The organism is Arthrobacter sp. 05N425, assembly GCF_056397125.1.
The window spans coordinates 79,159-98,961 of the sequence record NZ_JBFTMU010000003.1; the positions used below are offsets into that span (position 1 = coordinate 79,159).

Genomic DNA, 19,803 nt, shown 5'->3' on the forward strand with positions numbered 1-19,803 from the left:
CCTTAGCGACGCTCGCTCGCCGGTACCACGGTGAGCGCCGTGGTGGAGGTGTCGTCCGCAGCGGACGGCTTTGGCGGGGCCGGAACGTCGGCAACGGGTTTCCCGTCCTCCGGATCGCCGTCGGCGGCTGCCGGGCTGTCGACGGGCGTGCTGTCCTCCGGATCGCCGTCAGCGGCGGTGGCACCGGCGTCGCGAGTGCTGTCTTCCGGATCGCCGTCAGTGGCCGCCTGCGTCCCGGCGTCGTCCTGCGCCGCGCCCGGAAGCTCATCGCGGGGGATCGGCGTGACGTGGACAGCGGTCGCCATATCGCTGACGTGCTGCGGATCCTGTCCGGGCGTTGAGCCGGGGGCATCCGGGCTGATCGGCTGCACGGTCACGGCCGGCTGCGGCAGCGGCTCGACGCTGATCGGCTGGCCGCCATGTTCCGCGACGTCCTCGGCCAGCACCGCGAGCATCGACTCGGCCTCGCGGATCATGTCCTGGTCGGCCGCCGCAAGGCCCTTGACCAGGTATTGCGCCAAGGCGAACTCGGCGGACAACGCGGCGCGGCGCAGCAGATGGGCGTCGGGGGCGTCCCGGCGGCTGGACGTGTAGTGCGCAAGGACGGCGTCCACAAAGTCCTGGTCGTTGGACGCGACCAGCCACGCCATGTCGTCGGCCGGGTCGCCGATCCGCAGGTCGGTCCAGCCGGTCACGGCGGTGACCCGGTCGCCGTCGACCAGGAGGTTGTCCTCGTGCAGGTCGCCGTGCACCACGCTGGGGTTGAAACGCCAGAGCGACACGTCCTCCAGCGCGTGCTCCCAGCGGCGCAGCAGCAGGGGCGGGATCATTCCCGTGGTGGCGGCCTGATCCAGCTCGTTGAGCCGCCGCTGGCGGAACTCGTTCGGCGTGTAACTGGGCAGGTCGGCGTTGCTGACCAGAGAGTGCGGGAGGTCGTGGATGGCCGCGAGAGCGGCGCCGAGTTCCCGGGTCAGCGCGGCGGAGCCGGTGCTGAGCTCCTCCACCGAGCGCGTGGTGCCGGATAGGTGGGAGTAGACGAAGGTGCTGAGCGTGCCTTGCCGGACGGTGCCGGCCACGGTCGGCATCAGGAAGGGGAGCTCGGCGCGGATGCCGGGAGTGAACGCGCGCAGCACCAGGAACTCTGTTTCGAGCCGCGCACTGGCCTCGGCATGGCGTGGCGAGCGGACACGCCAGCGTTTGCCTTCGGAGTCCAGGAGAAGAGCGGAATCGAAGTCTGCCGGATCGTCGGGCGCGGAGCTCACGGCGGTCGGGGTCAGGCCGGGGACAGCCGCAGTCGCTACAGCTGCCAGTTCGATTGGTTTTCTTCTCACGCTTCCACGGTAGATTGAGCCGGCCCTAAGACGGCGCTGCATCACGGCGAGTCTGAAAGATCGGCCCGAAATAGCGCCTAACGGCGGCTGCTTGGGCAACCGCTCCCGCAATCGGCCGGGAGGCGGGCCCCGGAGGGCCGGCGAAAATGTCAATTGTCGGCGGGGGTCGGTACGGTGGGTACATGAGTCTTGCGGAGTCACCGGAGTCCGGTAATGCAGAAATCGATGGGCAAATTACCGGGCAAATTACCGGACAGGTTGATCCTGGATCGGTGCCCGCTGCCGGGGCCGCACCGGCGGGGGGAGCTGCGGTGGCCCGGGCCGCGGGCGACAGCCCCCCGGCCAACCAGCTGCGGGACACCGTTCTTCCGGTCCGGCCCGCGATGATTGACCGCGGCTCCGCGGCCAGGCTGAAGCCGGGCATGCTGGAGGAGCTGCTGCGTTCCGGTGGCGTGCAGGCGATGGTCCTGTCCCGGCGCCAGGCGCTGGTCAGCGGCGAGGGGCTCGTCTTCCTGGACGCGGCCGGCCTCGCCGGGCGGCTCAAGGGAACCGCGTACGCCCCGGAACAGGTGATTTACCTCGGCACCGCACTGCCCGGAGCGCGTGCGGCCGAGGGAACGCAGTACGTGCTGTTCGTCCTTCCGGAACAGTTCGAGGTCCGTGCCGAGCCGTTCGAGCCGCACGTCGAGGGCATCCCGGCGGGTGCGCAGTGGGCCGGCTTCCGCGAGGTGGCCGCCCAGCTGGACCCCACCGATACCGCCCTGTTCATTGAGGCCAGCGCCATTGCCAACTGGCACGCCACCCATACGCACTGCCCGCGGTGCGGCGCCGCCACGGTCCCGGAGGCCGGCGGCTGGGTCCGGCGCTGCCCCTCGGACAATTCCGAGCATTACCCGCGCACCGATCCGGCCATCATCGTCACGGTCGTCGGTCCGGACGACCGGCTGCTGCTGGGCGGCGGCGGCCCGCTCGACTCCCGGAACTACTCGACCCTGGCCGGGTTCGTCGAGCCCGGTGAGTCCCTCGAGCAGGCAGTGGTCCGGGAAATTGGCGAAGAGGTGGGGGTGCGGGTCACCGCATCGCAGTACCTCGGTTCCCAGTCCTGGCCCTTTCCGGCTTCGCTCATGCTCGGCTTCACCGCGACGACGGCGGACACGGAGGCCACGCCCGACGGCGTCGAGGTCACCCGGGCGCGCTGGTTCAGCCGCGCCGAGCTGCAGGAAGCGGTGCTGAGCGGCGAAATCATCATTTCCAGCCGGCTCTCGATCGCGCGGGCCCTGATTGAACACTGGTACGGGGGCGTCATCCAGGATCGCCCGGACAGTGCCTGACGTCCTCGTGACACCGTCCGGAGGCACCCCCGTGCGGCGGGTTCCACACGCCGCGGCATCCACCGCACACACTCCAACGACTGAGCAGCAGAAGTGAACACAGATATCTTCCAGTCCAGCGCCTTTCCGGCCGGACAGTCCCACGACGGCTCACCCGCCGCTGAAGCTCCGGTGCCGGACGGCCGTTCCCTCGAGGAGCGGATCCTTGGCGGCCTCGACGCCGAACAGCGCGAGGTGGCCAGCACCCTGAACGGGCCCATGTGCGTGCTCGCAGGCGCCGGCACCGGCAAGACCCGCGCCATTACGCACCGCATCGCCTACGGTGTGCACTCCGGCGTGTACAGCCCGCAGCGGCTGCTGGCCGTCACCTTCACCTCGCGGGCCGCCGCCGAAATGCGCAGCCGGCTCCGCGACCTCGGCGTCGGCAGCGTGCAGGCCCGCACCTTCCATGCCGCGGCGCTGCGCCAGCTCCAGTTTTTCTGGCCCCAGGCCGTCGGCGGCGCGCTGCCCAACCTGCTGGACCACAAGGCCCAGATGATCGCGGAGGCTGCCCGCCGGCTGCGGCTCAGCACCGACCGGGCCTCCATCCGCGATCTCGCCTCCGAAATCGAGTGGGCCAAGGTGTCCATGCTCACCCCGGCCAACTACCTGGAAAAGGCCCAGGGCCGTGGCACCCCCGGCGGTTTCGACCTGACCGCCGTCGCCCGCGTGTTCCAGTCCTATGAGGACGTCAAGACGGACCGGAACGTGATCGACTTCGAGGACGTGCTGCTGATCACCGTGGGGATCCTGCAGGAGGACCCCAAGGTCGCCGCCACCGTCCGCGAACAGTACCGGCACTTCGTGGTGGACGAATACCAGGACGTTTCGCCGCTGCAGCAGCGGCTCCTCGAGCTGTGGCTCGGCGGCCGTGACGACCTCTGCGTCGTCGGCGACGCCAGCCAGACCATCTACTCCTTCACGGGCGCCTCGCCGAAGCACCTGCTCGGCTTCAAGGCGCAGTACCCCAACGCCACGGTGGTCAAGCTGATCCGGGACTACCGTTCCACGCCGCAGGTGGTGAAGCTGGCCAACGACCTGCTCGCCGGCCGGCGCAGCGGCGGTCCCGTGGCGGACGCGGCCTGGGCCACGCCGCTGCAACTCGTGGCCCAGCGGCCGGCCGGCCCCGTGCCGCAGTTCACCGAATGTTCCGACGACGAGGCCGAGGCTGCCACCGTCGCCGTGAAGATCCGCGAACTGCTCGACGCCGGGACGCCCGCGAGCCAGATCGCGGTGTTGTTCCGCACCAACGGCCAGTCGGAGGCCTACGAACAGGCACTCGCCTCGGCCGGCATCGGCTACCAGCTCCGCGGCGGCGAACGGTTCTTCGCCCGCAAGGAAGTCCGCGACGCGATCCTGCAGCTGCGGGCCGCCACCCGCGCCGTCGCCGAGACCGCGACGCCGGAGCCCCTGGGTCAGTTGGTCCGCGACATCGTGTCCTCCCTGGGCTACACGGACGCGGCCCCGCACAGCGGCGGCGCCCTCCGGGAACGGTGGGAGTCGCTGGCAGCACTCGTGGCACTCGCCGACGAACTGGTGGTCAGCAGGGGAGCGCAGTTCAGCCTTGCCGACTTCGTGAATGAACTGCAGGAGCGCTCGCTGGCGCAACACGCTCCCACCGTCCAGGGCGTGACCCTGGCCTCGCTGCACGCCGCGAAGGGGCTGGAGTGGGAAGCCGTGTTCCTGGTCGGATTGAGCGAAGGCCTGATGCCGATCTCCTTCGCGGACACTCCCGAAGCCGTGGACGAGGAGCGCCGGCTGCTCTACGTCGGCATCACCCGCGCCAAGGAGCACCTGCACCTGTCCTGGTCCACGGCCAGGACACCGGGCGGCCGCGCCAACCGGAAACCTTCGCGGTTCCTGGACGGGCTGCGGCCCGACTCGGTCGCGAGCTCCTCCGTCCGCGGCAAGGGGGCCGCGCCGCGGCGCAAGGCGGCGGTGCCGGCGTCGTGCCGGGTCTGCGGGAGCATGCTCTCTTCCGGTGCCGAACGCAAGGTGGGCCGGTGCAGCCAGTGCCCGCCGAGCTACGAGGAACAGACTTTCGACGCGCTGCGGCAGTGGCGGAAGGAGACCGCGCTGGAGGCAGACGTCCCCGCCTTCGTGGTCTTCACCGACGCGACCCTGACCGCGATCGCCGAGGCGCGGCCGGAGTCCCTCGAACAGCTCGCCACGCTGCCGGGGGTCGGCGCGTCGAAGCTGGAAAAGTACGGCGAAGCCGTTCTGGCCGTCCTGGTCGAAAGCTCCAGCCTCTGATGGCCGGCGCCGCCAACACCAGCGTCACCCCGGTGACCACCGCCGACGGCGCTCCCGTGGAGGTGCGCCGCTCGGCCCGGCGGCGCCGCACGGTGGCCGCATTCTGGGAGAACGGCACCGCGGTGGTCGCCATCCCGGCGCATTTCAGCGGCGCCCAGGAGCGCGAATGGGTGCACCGGATGCTGGAGAAGCTCCGCCTGCAGGGCAGCCGCGGCCCCAAGGCCGCCGGCAAGCGCCGGGCGGGCAGCGACGCGGAGCTGGCGGCCCATGCGGCCGACCTTTCCGCCAAATACCTCGGCGGCCGGGCGGTCCCGACGTCGGTCCGCTGGGTGACCAACCAGAACTCACGCTGGGGTTCGGCCACGCCATCGGAGGGAACCATCAGGCTCTCCCACAAGCTGCAGCCGATGCCGCAGTGGGTCATTGACTATGTCCTGCTGCACGAGCTGGCGCACCTCCTGGTGGCCGCCCACAACGCCGCGTTCTGGCGGCTGCTGGCCGCCTACCCGGAAACCGAACGCGCCAAGGCGTTCCTGGAGGGCGTGTCCTTTGCCACCGCCCGCGGCCTGCCGGCCGACCGGGACGACGTCGACAGCGCCGATGTCGAAGACGCCGGGACCGCCGTCCGCTGACGACCCCGGGCACGGGAAAGCCCCGGCCGGAACCGAGGTTCCGGCCGGGGCTTTCCGGTGCCGCACGCCGAAATAGCCAGTCAGGCCTTGGGGCTGCCGGTGTCGTCCCCGGCTCCGGGCTCACCGCTGGAATCGTCCCCGGTTTCGCCGGTATGGTCTTCGCCCTGCTCCGCCCCTGGTTCAGCCGTGTCGAACCCGCCGCTCAGCAGCTTCTGCAGCGCGTCGTCAACCTCGGTGTCACTGGCCTCGGCCAGCTTGCGGCGTTCGCTGAAGCCCTTCGGATCGTCCAGGTCTCCGGCCGTGGGCAAGAGGTCGGGGTGCTGCCAGATGGCGTCCCGGCCTTCCACGCCGCGTTCTTCCTTCAGCTGGGCCCACAGCGTGGCGGCCTCGCGCAGCCGGCGGGGCCGCAGCTCAAGACCGACCAGCGAGGAGAACGCGTGCTCCGCGGGGCCGCCGGTCGCGCGTCGGCGCCGGACGGTTTCGCGCAGCGCCGCGGCCGAGGGCAGCAGTTTCTCCGTTGCGGCGGCCGTGAGTTCATCCACCCAGCCCTCCACCAGGGCCAGCGCCGTCTCAAGCTTCTCGAGGGCCTGGTCCTGGGCGGGCGTGCGCTGCGGCATGAAGACACCCTGCGAGAGTGCTTCCTGGATGCCCTCCGGGTTGCTGGGGTCCAGCTCGCGGGCGAGTTCCTCGATCTTGGAGGTGTCGATGTGGATGCCGCGGGCGTAGGCCTCGATCGCGCCGAGCAGGTGCCCGCGCAGCCACGGGACCTGCACAAAGAGCCGGGCGTGGGCGGCTTCGCGGACCGCGAGGAAGAGGCGGATGTCGTTTTCCGGCAGGCCGAGGCCCTCGCCGAACTTCGCCACATTGGCCGGCAGCAGCGCCATTTCCAGGTCGGCCAGCGGGACACCGATGTCGGTGGAGCTGACCACCTCGGCGGAGAGCGCGCCGATCGCCTGGCCCAGCTGCATGCCGAAAATGGCCCCGCCCATGTTCTGCAGCATCGAGGAGGCGCCGCCCATCATGGACTTCATTTCCTCGGGCATCTGCTCGGTCATGGCGGAGGAGAGCGCGTTGGCGATGCTGTTCGCGACGGGCTCCGTCAGCCGCTTCCACGTCCCCAGGGTTTCCTCGACCCATTCGGCGCGGGACCAGGCGCGGCCGATCAGCCCGGTGGCGGGAAGCTCGGTGACCTGGTCCAGCCAGAGCTCGGCGAGCCGGAGGGCCTCGTCGACTTCGCGGGACTGCGCGGCGGTCACTGACGGGTCGGAGCCGCTGGCGGCCACCCGGCGGGCGTTCTCGTGCGCCAGCTGCCAGTTCACCGGACCGTCGGAGGACGCGCTCATCATGGCCTGGACCTGCGAAAACATCTGGGCCAGCAGATTGGGGTCGTCGGGCAGCCCGGCGGCCTTGGCGAGCTCTGCCGGATCGATGTCCCCCATGCCTTTGCCGCCCATCAGGTTCTGCAGCATTTCTGCCAGCGGATCCTTGGGTTCGTCGTCCCCGTTGGACGGATTGAGTGGGTTAGAGGTCATGATCCCGCCGATCGTCGGTGTGACTGGTGCTCATCTTCACGCTACCCCTCCGTGTGAGCGGCTGTCTCCCGAAACCCGGCCACGTTCGCTGTCGGCAAAGAGCCCCTGCGGTGCCCGAGCGCGTAGTGTTAGAGGCTGGAATATTTGAAGGCTGCGGAGCCGGTTTCGGCCGCAGCCGCAGCGCCCTGATCCGGGCCCCGCAAGGGCCAAGGCGCCGGCATGGAGAGGTCCTTCATTGACGTTTAACCAGGGCGGGCAGCTGCCGGCCGAACCCGCGCCCCGCGACGGCGGCAGCGGTACCCGCAGCGCCGGCGGCAAACCCAGCCTGTGGTCCCGTTTCGCCGCCAGACGCGGCGCCGCAGGCAGCGGAGGCCGTGCCCCGGGACGGAGGACCCGCGGTGCCAACGGCGGGGGAGCGGACAACCGCTCCTCCACCATGCTCGTCTCCGGCCTGTTGGCGATGGCCCTCGGCCTCGCCGCCATGAGCCTGCCCGTTCCCTATGTGATCGAATCGCCCGGCCCTACGTTCAATACGCTCGGCACGGACAACGGCAAGCCGGTCATCACCGTGGCGGGACACGAGACTTTCCCGGCCAAGGGCAACCTGGACCTCACCACCGTCTACGTCGACGGCGGCCCCAACGGGCCGGTCACGGTCTTCGAAGCCCTGAGCGCGTGGCTGAACGCCGCAAAGGCGGTCTATCCGGAGGAACTGATCTTCCCCAAGGGCGTCACCAAGGAACAGTCGCAGCAGGAAAGCGCGGTCGCCATGACGACCTCGCAGGAGAATGCCGTCGCCGCGGCGCTCAAGGAACTCAGTATCCCGTTCGAGCAGAAGCTGCAGGTTGCCGGGATTCCGGACGACTCGGCGTCGAAGGGCAAGATCCAGGAAGGCGACGTGCTGGTCTCGATCGACGGCAAGCCGATCACCGCGCTCAGCGTTGTCCAGGCGCAGCTCGCAGCGGGGAACGGCAAACCGGTGACGGTCGTCGTCGAGCGCAATGGCAGCCAACTGCCGCTGACGGTCACCCCGAGCAAGTCCCAGACCGGCCGCTACCTCCTCGGCGTCGTGCTGCAGTACAAGTTCAAGTTCCCGTTCAACGTCAAGATCTCGCTGGACAAGGTCGGAGGCCCCAGCGCCGGCATGATGTTCGCCCTCGGCATCGTGGACACTGTGACCCCCGGTGACCTGACCGGCGGCAAGCATGTTGCAGGCACCGGCACCATTACGCCCGACGGCGCCGTGGGGGCCATCGGCGGGATCAGCCAGAAGATGGTCGGGGCCAGGTCCGGCGGCGCCACGATGTTCCTGGCCCCGGCGGCCAACTGCGACGACGTCGTGGGCCACATCCCGGCAGGCCTCCAGGTCGTCAAGGTGGAGAACCTGGCCGACGCGCGCCGCGCCGTCGAGCTCGCCGCTGCCGGCGGCGACACATCGGGGCTTCCGGTCTGCACCAGCAACTAGACTGACCCCGGAACTAAGCTCTGGCGCCACTCGTGGCACTAATGACGGCCGCTGCCGCCCTGCCGGGCCGGCGCCGGCAGTCGCTAGACTGCAGCAACACGATGCACTTAGACAACTAAAAAACCAGCAGCACTGACGACCAGCTATGAGGTACCGAGTTTGTCCCGTCCCAGCACCGTCCCACCCGGAAGGCCACAGCAACGGCGAGGCGCACTGACGCCGACACTGATTGTTGTCGCCCTGATCGTCGTGGGCTTCATTTTCTTCGCCAATGTCTGGACGGACGTCCTCTGGTACCAGCAGTTGGGCTTTTTTGAAGTCTTCCTGACCGAGAACATCGCACGGATCGCCATCTTCCTGGCCGGCTTCGCCGTGATGTTCGCCGCCGTGTTCTTCGCGATCCGGATCGCCTATATCGCCCGGCCGGTCTACGCACCCGACTCGGACGTCCGCGACAACCTCAACCGCTACCAGGCCCAGCTTGAACCGATCCGCCGCGTGGTCATGATCGGCCTGCCGGTGCTGTTCGGCCTCTTCGCCGGCAGCGCGGCCGCCAGCCAATGGCAAAAGGTGATGCTCTTCCTCAACCAGGAGCCCTTCGGCCAGAACGATCCGCAGTTCAACCTGGACATCAGTTTCTACCTCATGACCCTGCCTTTCCTGGGCTTCGTTACCGGTTTCCTGATCAGCGTCGCCGTCGTGGCCGGAGTCGCCGGCATCCTCACGCACTACCTTTACGGCAGCATCCGCCTGATGGAGCGCGGCGTTTTCACCAGCCGCGCCGCCCAGATCCACCTCGCGGTCGCGGGCGCGGCGTTCCTGCTGCTGCTTGGCGTCAACTTCTGGCTTGACCGCTACTCCGCCGTGCTGAACAACGGCGGCCGCTGGGCCGGTGCGCTGTACACCGACGTGAACGCGGTCATCCCCACCAAGGCCATCCTCGCCGTCGCCGCCGCACTCGTGGCCGTCCTCTTCATCGTCGCCGCAGTGATCGGCAAGTGGCGCTTGCCGGTGATCGGCACCGCCATGCTCGTGATCACCTCGATCCTGGCCGGCGGCGTCTACCCCTGGGTGATCCAGCAGTTCCAGGTCCGCCCCTCGGAGCAGACCCTGGAGAATGAGTACATCAAGCGCAACATCACCATGACCCGCGCCGCCTACGGCCTGGATAAGATCCAGGAGAAACGCTACGAGGCCACCACCAAGGCCACCACCGGCGCCCTGGCCCCGGACGCCCAGACCACCGCCAACATCCGCCTGCTGGACCCGAACCTGATCTCGGACGCGTTCTCCCAACTGGAGCAGTACCGGCCGTACTACCAGTTCCCGAGCACCCTGAACGTGGACCGCTACGAGGTGAACGGCAAGATCCAGGACACCGTCATCGCGGTGCGCGAGCTGAACCCGGGCGGCCTGGCCACCAATCAGCAGTCCTGGCTCAACAAGCACGTGGTCTACACCCACGGGTACGGCGTGGTCGCGGCCAAGGGCAACAAGTTCACCGCGGACGGCAAGCCCGAGTTCCTGCAGTCGGGCATCCCGTCCACGGGCGTGCTGGGGACCGACACCAGCTACCAGCCGCGGATCTACTTCGGCGAGAATTCGCCGGACTACTCGATCGTCGGCGCTCCGGCCGGTGCCGCGCACCGCGAGCAGGACCGCCCGGCGGCCAAGGAAGGCGACGCCGGAACGCAGTACACCTTCACCGGCAACGGCGGTCCGAACGTGGGCAGCTTCTTCAACAAGATCCTCTACTCGATCAAGTTCCAGTCCTCGGACCTGCTGCTGTCCGACGGCGTCAACGCCGAGTCACAGATCCTTTACGACCGGAGCCCGAAGGACCGGGTGGAGAAGGTCGCGCCCTACCTGACGGTCGACGGAAACGCCTATCCCGCCGTCGTCGACGGCAGGGTGAAGTGGATTGTGGACGGCTACACCACGAGCCCGTACTTCCCGTACTCGCAGCAGGAGCAGCTCTCGGACGCCACGCGGGACTCGCAGACCTCGGCCGGCCGCACCGCCGCGCTGCCGAGCAACTCCGTCAACTACATCCGAAACTCGGTGAAGGCCACCGTGGACGCCTACGACGGTTCCGTCACGCTCTACGCCTGGGACGACCAGGATCCGGTCCTGAAAGCCTGGCAGAAGGTGTTCCCGACCTCCCTGAAGCCGTACTCGGAGATGTCCGGCGCCCTGATGAGCCACGTCCGCTACCCGGAGGACCTGTTCAAGGTCCAGCGCGAACTCCTGGGCCGGTACCACGTAACGAACCCGGACAGCTTCTTCACCAACAATGATGCCTGGAGCGTCCCGAACGACCCGACCGTCAAGGAAGAAGGGGTCAAACAGCCGCCGTTCTACATGTCGCTGCAGATGCCCGACCAGGACAAGCCTGCCTTCCAGCTGACGTCGTCATTCATCCCGCAGGTAGTCAATGGCAATGCGCGCAACGTGCTTTACGGCTTCCTGGCCGCGGACTCGGATGCCGGCAACCAGAAGGGCGTAAAGGCGGCGAGCTACGGGCAGTTGCGGCTGCTGCAGATTCCGCCGGAAGCCAACGTCCCCGGGCCCGGCCAGGCGCAGAACAAGTTCAACTCCGATCCCACCGTGTCGCAGGCCCTGAACCTGCTGCGACAGGGCGCATCGGCGGTGCTCAACGGCAACCTGCTGACGCTGCCGGTGGGCGGGGGCCTGCTCTACGTGCAGCCGGTGTACCTGAAGTCGACCGGCGAGACCTCCTACCCGACGCTGCAACGGGTCCTGGTCGCATTCGGTGACAAGATCGGCTTCGCGCCGACCCTTGACGAGGCACTGAACCAGCTGTTCGGCGGCCGCTCCGGCGCCACCGCCGGCGACGCCGCCAACAACGGCCAAACCCCGGCCACCCCGGCCCCGGGAGCAACGCCCCCGGCCACCGGCGGCACGACGGACGCCAAGGCGGAACTGAAAGCGGCCCTAGAAGAGGCCAACGGCGCGATCCAGGCCGGCCAGGCGGCCCTGGCCAAGGGTGACTTCGCGGCCTACGGCGAGCAGCAGAAGAAGCTCTCCGCGGCCCTGCAGCGGGCGATCGACGCAGAGGCCAAGATCACCACGACGACGCCGTCGCCGTCACCGTCGGCCACTCCGTCGCCGAGCGGCAGCGCGTCGCCGTCGTCCACGCCCTCGCCGTCGCCCTCGCCGAGTAAGTAGGCGCCGTCGGCCCGGCAGGCGTTTGCAGGAAGGCCGAAGGCCGGATTCCCCGTTCCGTTCGAGCGGGGGATCCGGCCTTTCGCCTTGGCTTGGACGGGCGAACCGGCAGCTTGCGGGTCCCGTGCGGGCCTCCGGGCAGGGGCCGAGTGACGGATGGGACGCACATCACGCCGCCCCGATTTGGCCTGCCGTTCACCGGCAGGTAAAGTTGATCATGCGACGCGGGGTGGAGCAGTTCGGTAGCTCGCTGGGCTCATAACCCAGAGGTCACAGGTTCAAATCCTGTCCCCGCAACTGAGAAGAAGTCCGGAACACTGGAAAGTGTTCCGGACTTCTTGCTTTAAGTCCTCAGACTGACTCTTTCCTCTGCGCAGCGTCTCGTGATCCATGAGGCGAGCGGTCCGGGCCCGTGGTCGGGGCGGCGGCCAAAGTGCGGTAGTGTTGATCAAGCGACGCGGGGTGGAGCAGTTCGGTAGCTCGCTGGGCTCATAACCCAGAGGTCGCAGGTTCAAATCCTGCCCCCGCAACCAATGGCAGTAATAGCAAAGGCCCGGATCCCAGGATCCGGGCCTTTGTTGTTTCCTAGGCGTCCTTGAGCCGCTGGTAGGTGTCCAGGGCCCGAGCCCGCGACTCGGGCAGACCCACGATCGGGCCCGGGTAGCCGGCCGCGCCGCCGTCGGCCTTCCACGGTTCATGTACCGCCTTGTCGTCGAGGCCGGCAAGCTCCGGAATAAAGGCCCGCAGGTAGCGCCCGGCAGCGTCGAACTTCTTGCTCTGGGTAACCGGGTTGAAGATGCGGAAGTAGGGGGAGGCGTCGGCTCCGGAACCGGCCACCCACTGCCAGTTTGCCGGGTTGCTCGCGGCGTCGGCGTCCACCAGGGTGTCCCAGAACCACGCCTCCCCGAGCCGCCAGTCGGCCAGCAGGTTCTTGACCAGGAACGAGGCCGCTGCCATCCGGACGCGGTTGTGCATCCAGCCGGTCTGCCACAGCTGGCGCATGCCGGCGTCCACCAGCGGGTAGCCCGTGCGGCCCTGCTGCCACGCCTGCAGTTCGGCGTCCGACGGCGTCTGCCAGGCGAAGCGGTCAAACTCGGGGCGGTAGTTACGGGTGGCCAGCTGCGGGTTCTCGTAGAGCAGCTGCCAGCAGAATTCCCGCCAGCCGAGTTCGGAGCGGAAGATCCCGACGTCGGCCGGTGCGCCGCGCGGGTAACGTTCCCGCAGCGCATGCCAGACCCGGAACGGGCTGATCTCGCCGAAACGCAGGTGCGGGGAGAGCCTGCTGGTGCCTTCGACGCCGGGGACGTCCCTGCCGGTGCCGTACTCGACCGCGGGCCCGTCGAGGAAGTCTTCCAGCCTGCTGTGCGCGCCCGCCTCGCCCGGCGTCCATTCCGCGGCGAGCCCGGCGCTCCAGTCCGGGCTGTGGGGGAGCAGGTGCCAGCTTTCCAGAGCGTCGCTCCCCGGCAGTTCACCGGCCTCGGTCTTGGCCGGCTCGGGGAGCCGCTGCGGCGCGTCCAGCGGCAGTCGGGGCTCCGGTGCGTCGAGGCAGGCCTTCCAGAAGGGGGTGAAGACCTTGTACGGGCCGCCGGAACCGGTCCGCACCGTCCACGGCTCGAACATCAGGCTGGCCTGGAAGCTCGTGGCGTTGATCTCCCGCCCCGCCGCCCAGTCCTTGAGGCCGGCATCGATGGTGCGTTCCGGGCCGCCGTAGCGGCGGTTCCAGAGCAGCCGGGTGGCGCCGGTTTCCTCGGACAGCCCCCGGATGACCTCCTCCGCCGGGCCCCGGCGGAGGAGCAGGCGCGACCCTGCCGCCTCAAGGTCGGCGGCGAGCGACTCCAGCGAGTGGTGCAGCCACCACTTCGCGGCGCCGCCGAGGGGCCGCACGCCCGGCGAAGCTTCGTCGAGCACATAGACAACGGTCAGCGGGTCACCGGACGCCGCAGCTTCCGCCAGGGCGGGGTTGTCGTCGAGGCGGAGGTCATCGCGGAGCCAGACAAGGGTCGAAGACATGGCTCCACGCTACTGGATTGGCGGCCCCCCGACACAGCAAAGGCCGGGCACCCGCAGGTGCCCGGCCCCGCCTCAAGGGTTAGAGCTTGTCGAAGTCGGCTTCCTCAACGGTGGAGCGGGCGGCCGCGCCGTTGCCGGCGCCGAGGGCCGGGGCGGCGCCGCCGGACTTCAGCGCTGCCAGGCGGGCCTCGATCTCGGTCTGCTCGCCGAGGTCCTCCAGGGAGTTGAACTGGGCGTCCAGGCTGGAGGCGGCGAGTTCCTGCTGGCCGCGGACCTTGGCCTCCTCGCGGCGGATCTTTTCCTCGAAGCGGCCCACCTCGGAGGTCGGATCCATGATGTCAATGCTCTTGAGGGCATCGTGCACCTGGGTCTGCGCGGCCGCCGTCTTGGACCGGGCCACCAACTCGTTGCGCTTGCTGGTGAGCTCGTTGAGCTTGCCCTTCATCTGGTCCAGGCCGTGCTTGAGCTTGTCCACGACGTCGGTCTGGGAAGCGATGCTCGGCTCGGCCGACTTCGCCTCGTTCTCCGACGACATCTGGCGCTGCAGGGCCACCTTGGCCAGGTTGTCGAACTTCTCGGCATCCACAATGTCGCCCTTGGCACGGTACTCGTCGGCCTTGCGCGAGGCGGCCAGTGCCTTGTTGCCCCAGTCCTGCGCGTTCTTGATGTCCTCGTTGTAGTCGTCCTGGAGCATGCGCAGGTTGCCGATGGTCTGGGCGACCGCTGATTCGGCCTCGGCGATGTTGTTCGTGTAGTCGCGGACCATCTGGTCCAGCATCTTCTGCGGGTCCTCGGCCTGGTCCAGCAAGGAGTTGATGTTCGCCTTCGCCAGCTGCGCCATGCGGCCGAAAATGGACTGCTTAACCATGGTGTTACCTTTCGTCCTATCCAGTGGTGGCCACTGAATTCGGTGAACAGTGAATGTACCGCTTCTACCCGCCGGCCGGATCGAGTCCGCCGGCGCCTAGTCTGTGACCGGCCAGCTAAAAACTCCCTGAGTCCCCGCCGCCGAAATCGCCGCCGCCGCCAAAGTCGCCGCCGCCCCAACCGCCGCCGGAGTCGCCGCCGCCCCAGCCTCCGCCGCCTCCGCCCCAACCGCCGCCACCGCCGCCGTGCAGGATGGAGTTGATCAGGATGCCACCGAGGATGGCGCCGCCGAGGCCGCCTCCTCCGCCGCCGCCGAACATCCCACCGCGGCCGTAGCCCTGGTTCGCGTACCCGCCGAACTGGTCCACGTCGGCTTGCGCCAGCTGTGCGGCCTGGGCGGCGAGGGAATGCGCCTGCTGCGCGTACTGCAGGGCGGTGACCGGGTCGGTGCGGGAGATGGACAGGGCGTAGTCGAGGTTGCGCTGCGCCTCGGCGAGCCGGGTGCGCGCCTCGGTGCCCACCCCGCCGCGGCGTGCCGTGATGTAGTCGGAGGTCGCGCTGATCTGCGCCTGGGCGGACATGATGCTCTGCTGCAGCGAGGCCTGCGCCCGGCGGGCCTGCTCCTGCTGGTCCCGGATGCCGGTCAGGGCCGTGTCGAGGGACTGGTGGGCGTTCTCCACGCGCTCCAGCGTGGCGATGGGGTCGATCTTGCCGGCCTGGATTTCGGCTTTGACCTGGGCCAGTGCGGCCTCCACCCCGGCGACCGGTCCGGCCAGTTCCGGGTGGGCGCCGGACTGGATCATGGCCCGCGCCTGGGCGAGGTCCTGCGACGTGTCCACGACGGCGGACTCGAGTCCGCTGCGGGCCTCGTCCAGATTGGCCGCCACCTTGGCGATGGCCCCGAGCAGCACGTTGGTCTGGTGCAGGCTCTCCTCGGCGGCCCGGACCGCGACGGCGGCAAGGCTGCCCTCGCCGGCGCTGAGCTTGTCCTGGGCCGTGGTGGAGGCGTTTTGCACAAATGCCAGACGTTCCTTGGCCTGGCTGATGTTGTCCGCGACCTGCGTCAGGGCGCTCTCCGCATATTTTGCCCGGAGCTCGCCCAGCGACTGCTCAGCGGCGGCAATCTTGGCCTCCGCGTCCTTTGCGCCGGTGCCGACGGCCGCCAGAGCCTGCGGGGCGTTCTTCTCAAGCTCCCGCAGGGAATCGAAGTCCGCCTTCTGCTCCTGGAGGGAGGACAGTGCGGCCTCGGAGCGGCGGATGATTTCGCCCAGCCAGGTCCGCTGCTGCTCTTCGGTGTCCGGAATGTGGTCGTCAAGCTGCTGCTGCAGCTTGAACGACTCGCTCATGTGGGCCTTGGCGTCCTGCAGTGCTTTCGTGAAGTTGCCGACGGCGGCGTCGCCGTACTGCGCCTGGGCAAAGCCAAGCTCCTGTTCGCTGGACTTGATGGCGTCGTCCGCTTCGATCAGCAGCGAACCGCTCTTGCGGCGCAGCTCCTCGACGCTCAATCCGGCGAGGGGGTCGAGTTCGGCGCCCTGCGGGCCATAAGCGGTGCCGCCTGCCGCGGCGGTCTTTTTCCGTCGGTTGCGCAGGTAAAGATAGGTTCCCACGCCGCCGGCCGCCACGACGCCGACGCCGACCAGGACGCCGTTCCCGGCGCCCGCAGAGGGGACCGAGCCGCTGCCGCCGCCGGCGGCGTCACCGACTGCCGCGGCGGTGTCAATCGCGGCCTGCGCAAAGTCGCGCTTTCCGCCGGCCAGGTTCGCGACGATCGCGTTCTGGCTGATGGTGCTGGTCTTCGAGTAGATGGCGCTGGCCGAGTTGGGCGAGAAGTAGTACTTGCCGTCGTCGGACATGGCCAGGATGACGTCGGCCCGGCCCATGCCCTTCTTGGTGGCCACGGCCTGTGACCATGACTTGGGGTCGGCCGGGTTCTCGAAGGTCTTTACGGTGACCACGTAAAGGTTGTACTTGTGGTCCTTCAGGAGCTTCTGGATCGCGTCCTGGACCTCGCCCTCGCGGCTGCCGAGCACGTTGCCGCTGTCGACGATGTTCTGCCCGGAAGGAATGGTCACCGGATCTTCGGCGAGGGCAGGAGCGGCGGGGAGCGCCAGCAGTCCGGCCACGCCGAGAACGGCGAGGAATCGTTTCATCATTGACCGCATGTGCAACCCTTCAGCACTTCTGTGACCGGATCGAGCCGAGCCGGTCGTCTCAGAACGCAGCAGCGCCCCCACGCAGGTGTAAAGCCGCAGGTCGCTGTGGCAATTCCATTTGATTCTATGGTGCACCCCAAAGGCCGTCCACCGCCGGGAATATGCCACCAGCGAAACGCGCTGAAGCTGGCGGGACGGGAGGACCCAGCCCCGCCCCGGCGCGCGTCGGCATTCAGGAACCTCCCAGCAAATGTTCGCTTATGTTCCAGTCTGGACCGCCATAATTGACTGCAGACGAGGATGAAAGGAAGTCCCATGACTGAGAACCCAATGCAGGGCGCGTCACCGGATCCATCGACCCCGAACGGGGAGCCGCTTGAGCCGGGGGAGGCCGCTGCCGGGGCTTCGCACAGCACAGCGGCGGAGGACTCAGCCCGGGAAAACCCGACCATGAGGCTTGACCAATCGGCGGACGGCTCCCCGCGCCCGGTGTATCCGGAGCGTCCCCCGGCCTATGCCCAGCACTCGGGTCCCGAGACGCAGCAGTTTGGCGCGCCCTCGCACGAACAGCCCGCGCCCTACGGCCAGGGAGCCAGCCCCTATGGCGCCTACGGCAACCAGCCGCCTGCCGGACAGGCTCCCCACAACAATGCGTTTAACCACCCGGCCAACGCGCCGAAGCGCAAGGCCGCCTTCGGCGTTCCCACCCTCATTGCCAGCATCCTGGCCGCCGGTCTGGTGGGCGGCGGAGTCGTGGCCGGCAGCAACGCCCTGATCGGGAACCGGCCCCTGTCTTCCACGGGCAGCACCAGCCAGTCCGGCACCGTGATCGTGAACAACAAGGACGACGTCAACGCGATCACCGCCGCAGCGATGAAGGCCTCGCCCAGCGTCGTGACCATCAAGGCCTCGAGCGGAAGCGACGGAGGCACGGGGTCCGGCATCATCCTCGACGGCGATGGCCACGTCCTCACCAACACCCACGTCGTCACGCTGGACGGCAAGACCGCCAACGCCGCCGTGGAGGTCCGCACGAGCGACGGCAAAGTCTTCAGCGCGAAGATCGTCGGCACCGACCCGCTCTCGGACCTCGCCGTGATCAAGATCGACAAGCCGGCCGGGCTGGTTCCGGCAACCCTTGGCGACTCGGACAAACTCAACGTCGGTGACACCGCCGTCGCGATCGGCTCCCCGCTGGGCCTGACCGGAACCGTCACAGACGGCATCGTCTCCACGCTCAACCGCACCATCAGCGTGGCCTCCTCGGCCGCCCCCAAGGGCGGCGCCGACAATTCCCAGGGCGGCGACCAGGGCTTCCAGTTCGCCCCTCCCGGTGGCGGCCAGGCGCCGAGCACTGCCGATCAGGGCAGCATCTCGATCAACGTCATCCAGACCGACGCGGCCATCAACCCGGGTAACTCCGGCGGCGCGCTGGTGAACAGCAAGGGTGAAATCATCGGCGTCAACGTGGCCATCGCCTCCGCCGGCGGGGACGCCAGCGGCAGCACGAGCAGCGGCAACATCGGCGTCGGCTTCAGCATCCCGATCAACCACGCCAAGCGTGTGGCCCAGGAGATCATCAGCACCGGCAAGGCCACCCACGGCCAGCTTGGAGTGAGCGTGAAGTCCAAGGCGGCCGGCACCTCGTCCTCCGGCTTCTCGGTCGGCGCCGACGTGGCCACGGTCGAACCGGGCTCGGCCGCCGACAAGGCCGGCATCAAGGTGGGCGACGTCATCACGAAGTTCCAGGACCGGACCATCAGCGATCCGAACCAGCTGACAGCCGCCGTGCGCGAGCAGGCCGCCGGCGCGACGGTCAAGGTCACCGTCCTCCGGGGCGGCCAGGAACAGCAGCTCGATGTGACCCTTGGTGCGGCCGCCGACCAGTAGCCGGCACCAGTAGCGAACAGCAGTACGACGAGAGGGTCCCGGAGCCGCAACGCCCGGCCCGTGACGCCGGCCGGCACCTTGGGGTGCCGGCCGGCGCTGCTTTTCCCGGCTCCCTTTTCCGGCACGCTAACGACTGCTATTGCCCCTTTCCGGGGCGCCCTGACACAGGCGTTAACCGAGGCCCCGCCAGGCCCGCGCTATATGGTTAGCTAGGAGCAACCCGGCACCCCGGGCGCTCCCTGGCCACGTCCCCACCCGGCTGGCTGCCCACCCGCATGGAAGGCTGCTGTAAACACAGTGGAAGAGACTTTGAAGATCATCGTGCTGGTCAAGCACGTACCGGACGCGCAGTTCGACCGCCACCTTGGCGGCGGGGACAACACCACGGACCGGTCCGAAAGCATCCTGTCGGAGCTCGACGAATACGCCCTGGAAGCCGCGCTGCAGCTGATCGAGGCCCGCGGTGGCGAAGCGGCCGGCAACAAGGTCATCGCCCTGAGCATGGGCCCGGCCGGCGCCGTCAATGCCGTCAAGAAGTCGCTGCAGATCGGCGCCACCGAAGGCGTCCACCTCAGCGACGATGCGCTCGCCGGCTCGGACGCGGCAGCCACCTCGCTGGCGCTGGCCGCGGCGATCCGGCACCTCGGCGCCGACGCGCCCGCGGATCTCATCCTGACCGGCATGGCCTCCACCGACGGCGAGACCTCGCTGGTCCCGGCCCAGCTCGCCGAGCGCCTTGGCCTGCCGCAGGTGACCTTCGCATCCTCGCTGGAACTCGACGGCGGCAAGCTCACGGCCCGCCGCGACGGTGACTCGCACGCGGACACCGTCGAGGCCACCCTGCCGGCCCTCGTTTCGGTCACGGACCAGATCAACGACCCCCGCTACCCGAATTTCAAGGGCATCATGGCGGCGAAGAAGAAGACCATCGCCACCCTGACGCTGGGAGACATCGGCGTCGAACCCGGCCAGGTGGGGCTCGCGGGCTCCTGGACCGCCGTCGAGACCGCCGAAGCGCGCCCGCCGCGGACGGCCGGCACCATCATCACCGACGAAGGCGACGCCGGCCTCAGGCTGGTCGAGTTCCTGGCCGCCCAGAAGCTGCTCTAAGGGG

The 19,803-nt window shown here is 68.7% G+C and carries 12 protein-coding genes and 2 tRNA genes; 9 read left to right on the plus strand and 5 right to left on the minus strand.

The window, feature by feature from the left end; genetic code table 11:
* Positions 1-2 precede the first annotated feature (2 nt).
* Positions 3-1,331, minus strand: a complete 1,329-nt coding sequence (locus tag AC1DGE_RS05980; protein WP_476892216.1) for a macrolide 2'-phosphotransferase — start codon at positions 1,329-1,331, stop codon at positions 3-5.
* 383 nt (positions 1,332-1,714) lie between these two features.
* On the opposite strand from AC1DGE_RS05980, the gene nudC reads away from it, so the two are divergent.
* The 3 genes from nudC (at position 1,715) to AC1DGE_RS05995 (ending at position 5,586) form a co-directional block, all read left to right on the plus strand.
* Positions 1,715-2,662: an NAD(+) diphosphatase gene (gene nudC / locus AC1DGE_RS05985; RefSeq protein ID WP_476892298.1), complete on the plus strand. Its 948-nt coding sequence runs from the start codon at positions 1,715-1,717 to the stop codon at positions 2,660-2,662.
* A 171-nt stretch (positions 2,663-2,833) separates the two neighbouring features.
* Positions 2,834-4,954, plus strand: a complete 2,121-nt coding sequence (locus AC1DGE_RS05990; RefSeq protein ID WP_476892299.1) for an ATP-dependent DNA helicase UvrD2 — start codon at positions 2,834-2,836, stop codon at positions 4,952-4,954.
* Positions 4,954-5,586 carry a M48 metallopeptidase family protein gene (locus AC1DGE_RS05995; RefSeq protein ID WP_476892217.1) on the plus strand — a complete coding sequence of 211 codons (633 nt, stop codon included), beginning with the start codon at positions 4,954-4,956 and terminating at the stop codon, positions 5,584-5,586. The genes AC1DGE_RS05990 and AC1DGE_RS05995 overlap by 1 nt, the downstream gene beginning before the upstream one ends.
* Positions 5,587-5,666: 80 nt before the next feature.
* Here the strand turns inward: AC1DGE_RS05995 and AC1DGE_RS06000 are convergent, their stop codons facing one another.
* Positions 5,667-7,118 carry a zinc-dependent metalloprotease gene (locus AC1DGE_RS06000; RefSeq protein WP_441417223.1) on the minus strand — a complete coding sequence of 484 codons (1,452 nt, stop codon included), beginning with the start codon at positions 7,116-7,118 and terminating at the stop codon, positions 5,667-5,669.
* A gap of 235 nt (positions 7,119-7,353) precedes the next feature.
* Here AC1DGE_RS06000 and AC1DGE_RS06005 point away from each other — a divergent pair, with 235 nt between their 5' ends.
* The 4 genes from AC1DGE_RS06005 to AC1DGE_RS06020 all read left to right on the plus strand — a co-directional run bounded on the left by AC1DGE_RS06005 (position 7,354) and on the right by AC1DGE_RS06020 (position 12,302).
* Positions 7,354-8,583 (plus strand): YlbL family protein, encoded by a 1,230-nt coding sequence (locus tag AC1DGE_RS06005; protein WP_476892218.1) that lies wholly within the window; start codon positions 7,354-7,356, stop codon positions 8,581-8,583.
* A 159-nt stretch (positions 8,584-8,742) separates the two neighbouring features.
* A complete protein-coding gene (locus tag AC1DGE_RS06010) occupies positions 8,743-11,772 on the plus strand; it encodes a UPF0182 family membrane protein (RefSeq protein ID WP_476917076.1) in 3,030 nt (1,009 codons plus the stop codon).
* 220 nt (positions 11,773-11,992) lie between these two features.
* Positions 11,993-12,066, plus strand: a tRNA-Met gene (locus tag AC1DGE_RS06015).
* A gap of 159 nt (positions 12,067-12,225) precedes the next feature.
* Positions 12,226-12,302: transfer RNA gene (locus tag AC1DGE_RS06020), tRNA-Met, on the plus strand.
* A 52-nt stretch (positions 12,303-12,354) separates the two neighbouring features.
* Here the strand turns inward: AC1DGE_RS06020 and AC1DGE_RS06025 are convergent.
* The 3 genes from AC1DGE_RS06025 to AC1DGE_RS06035 all read right to left on the minus strand — a co-directional run bounded on the left by AC1DGE_RS06025 (position 12,355) and on the right by AC1DGE_RS06035 (position 16,808).
* A complete protein-coding gene (locus AC1DGE_RS06025) occupies positions 12,355-13,779 on the minus strand; it encodes a cryptochrome/photolyase family protein (RefSeq protein WP_476917077.1) in 1,425 nt (474 codons plus the stop codon).
* Positions 13,780-13,858: 79 nt separating this feature from the next.
* On the minus strand, positions 13,859-14,647 hold the full coding sequence (locus AC1DGE_RS06030) for a PspA/IM30 family protein (RefSeq protein WP_476892221.1): 789 nt from the start codon (positions 14,645-14,647) through the stop codon (positions 13,859-13,861).
* Positions 14,648-14,762: 115 nt separating this feature from the next.
* Positions 14,763-16,808, minus strand: a complete 2,046-nt coding sequence (locus tag AC1DGE_RS06035) for a TPM domain-containing protein (protein ID WP_476917078.1) — start codon at positions 16,806-16,808, stop codon at positions 14,763-14,765.
* Between the two features lie 306 nt (positions 16,809-17,114).
* On the opposite strand from AC1DGE_RS06035, the gene AC1DGE_RS06040 reads away from it, so the two are divergent.
* Together AC1DGE_RS06040 and AC1DGE_RS06045 are read left to right on the plus strand one after the other, a co-directional pair.
* Positions 17,115-18,689, plus strand: a complete 1,575-nt coding sequence (locus AC1DGE_RS06040) for a S1C family serine protease (protein WP_441417230.1) — start codon at positions 17,115-17,117, stop codon at positions 18,687-18,689.
* Positions 18,690-18,998: 309 nt separating this feature from the next.
* Positions 18,999-19,799, plus strand: coding sequence for an electron transfer flavoprotein subunit beta/FixA family protein (locus tag AC1DGE_RS06045; RefSeq protein ID WP_441417847.1), 801 nt, complete (start codon positions 18,999-19,001; stop codon positions 19,797-19,799).
* Positions 19,800-19,803: the final 4 nt, after the last annotated feature.

Bases quoted from the DNA above. Each gene is read 5' to 3' on its own strand.
- nudC (WP_476892298.1), top strand. From the start codon at position 1,715: ATGATTGACCGCGGCTCCGCGGCCAGGCTGAAGCCGGGCATGCTGGAG.
- AC1DGE_RS05995 (WP_476892217.1), top strand. From the start codon at position 4,954: ATGGCCGGCGCCGCCAACACCAGCGTCACCCCGGTGACCACCGCCGAC.
- AC1DGE_RS06000 (WP_441417223.1), bottom strand. From the start codon at position 7,118: ATGACCTCTAACCCACTCAATCCGTCCAACGGGGACGACGAACCCAAG.
- AC1DGE_RS06025 (WP_476917077.1), bottom strand. From the start codon at position 13,779: ATGTCTTCGACCCTTGTCTGGCTCCGCGATGACCTCCGCCTCGACGAC.
- AC1DGE_RS06030 (WP_476892221.1), bottom strand. From the start codon at position 14,647: ATGGTTAAGCAGTCCATTTTCGGCCGCATGGCGCAGCTGGCGAAGGCG.
- AC1DGE_RS06035 (WP_476917078.1), bottom strand. From the start codon at position 16,808: ATGCGGTCAATGATGAAACGATTCCTCGCCGTTCTCGGCGTGGCCGGA.
- AC1DGE_RS06040 (WP_441417230.1), top strand. From the start codon at position 17,115: ATGACTGAGAACCCAATGCAGGGCGCGTCACCGGATCCATCGACCCCG.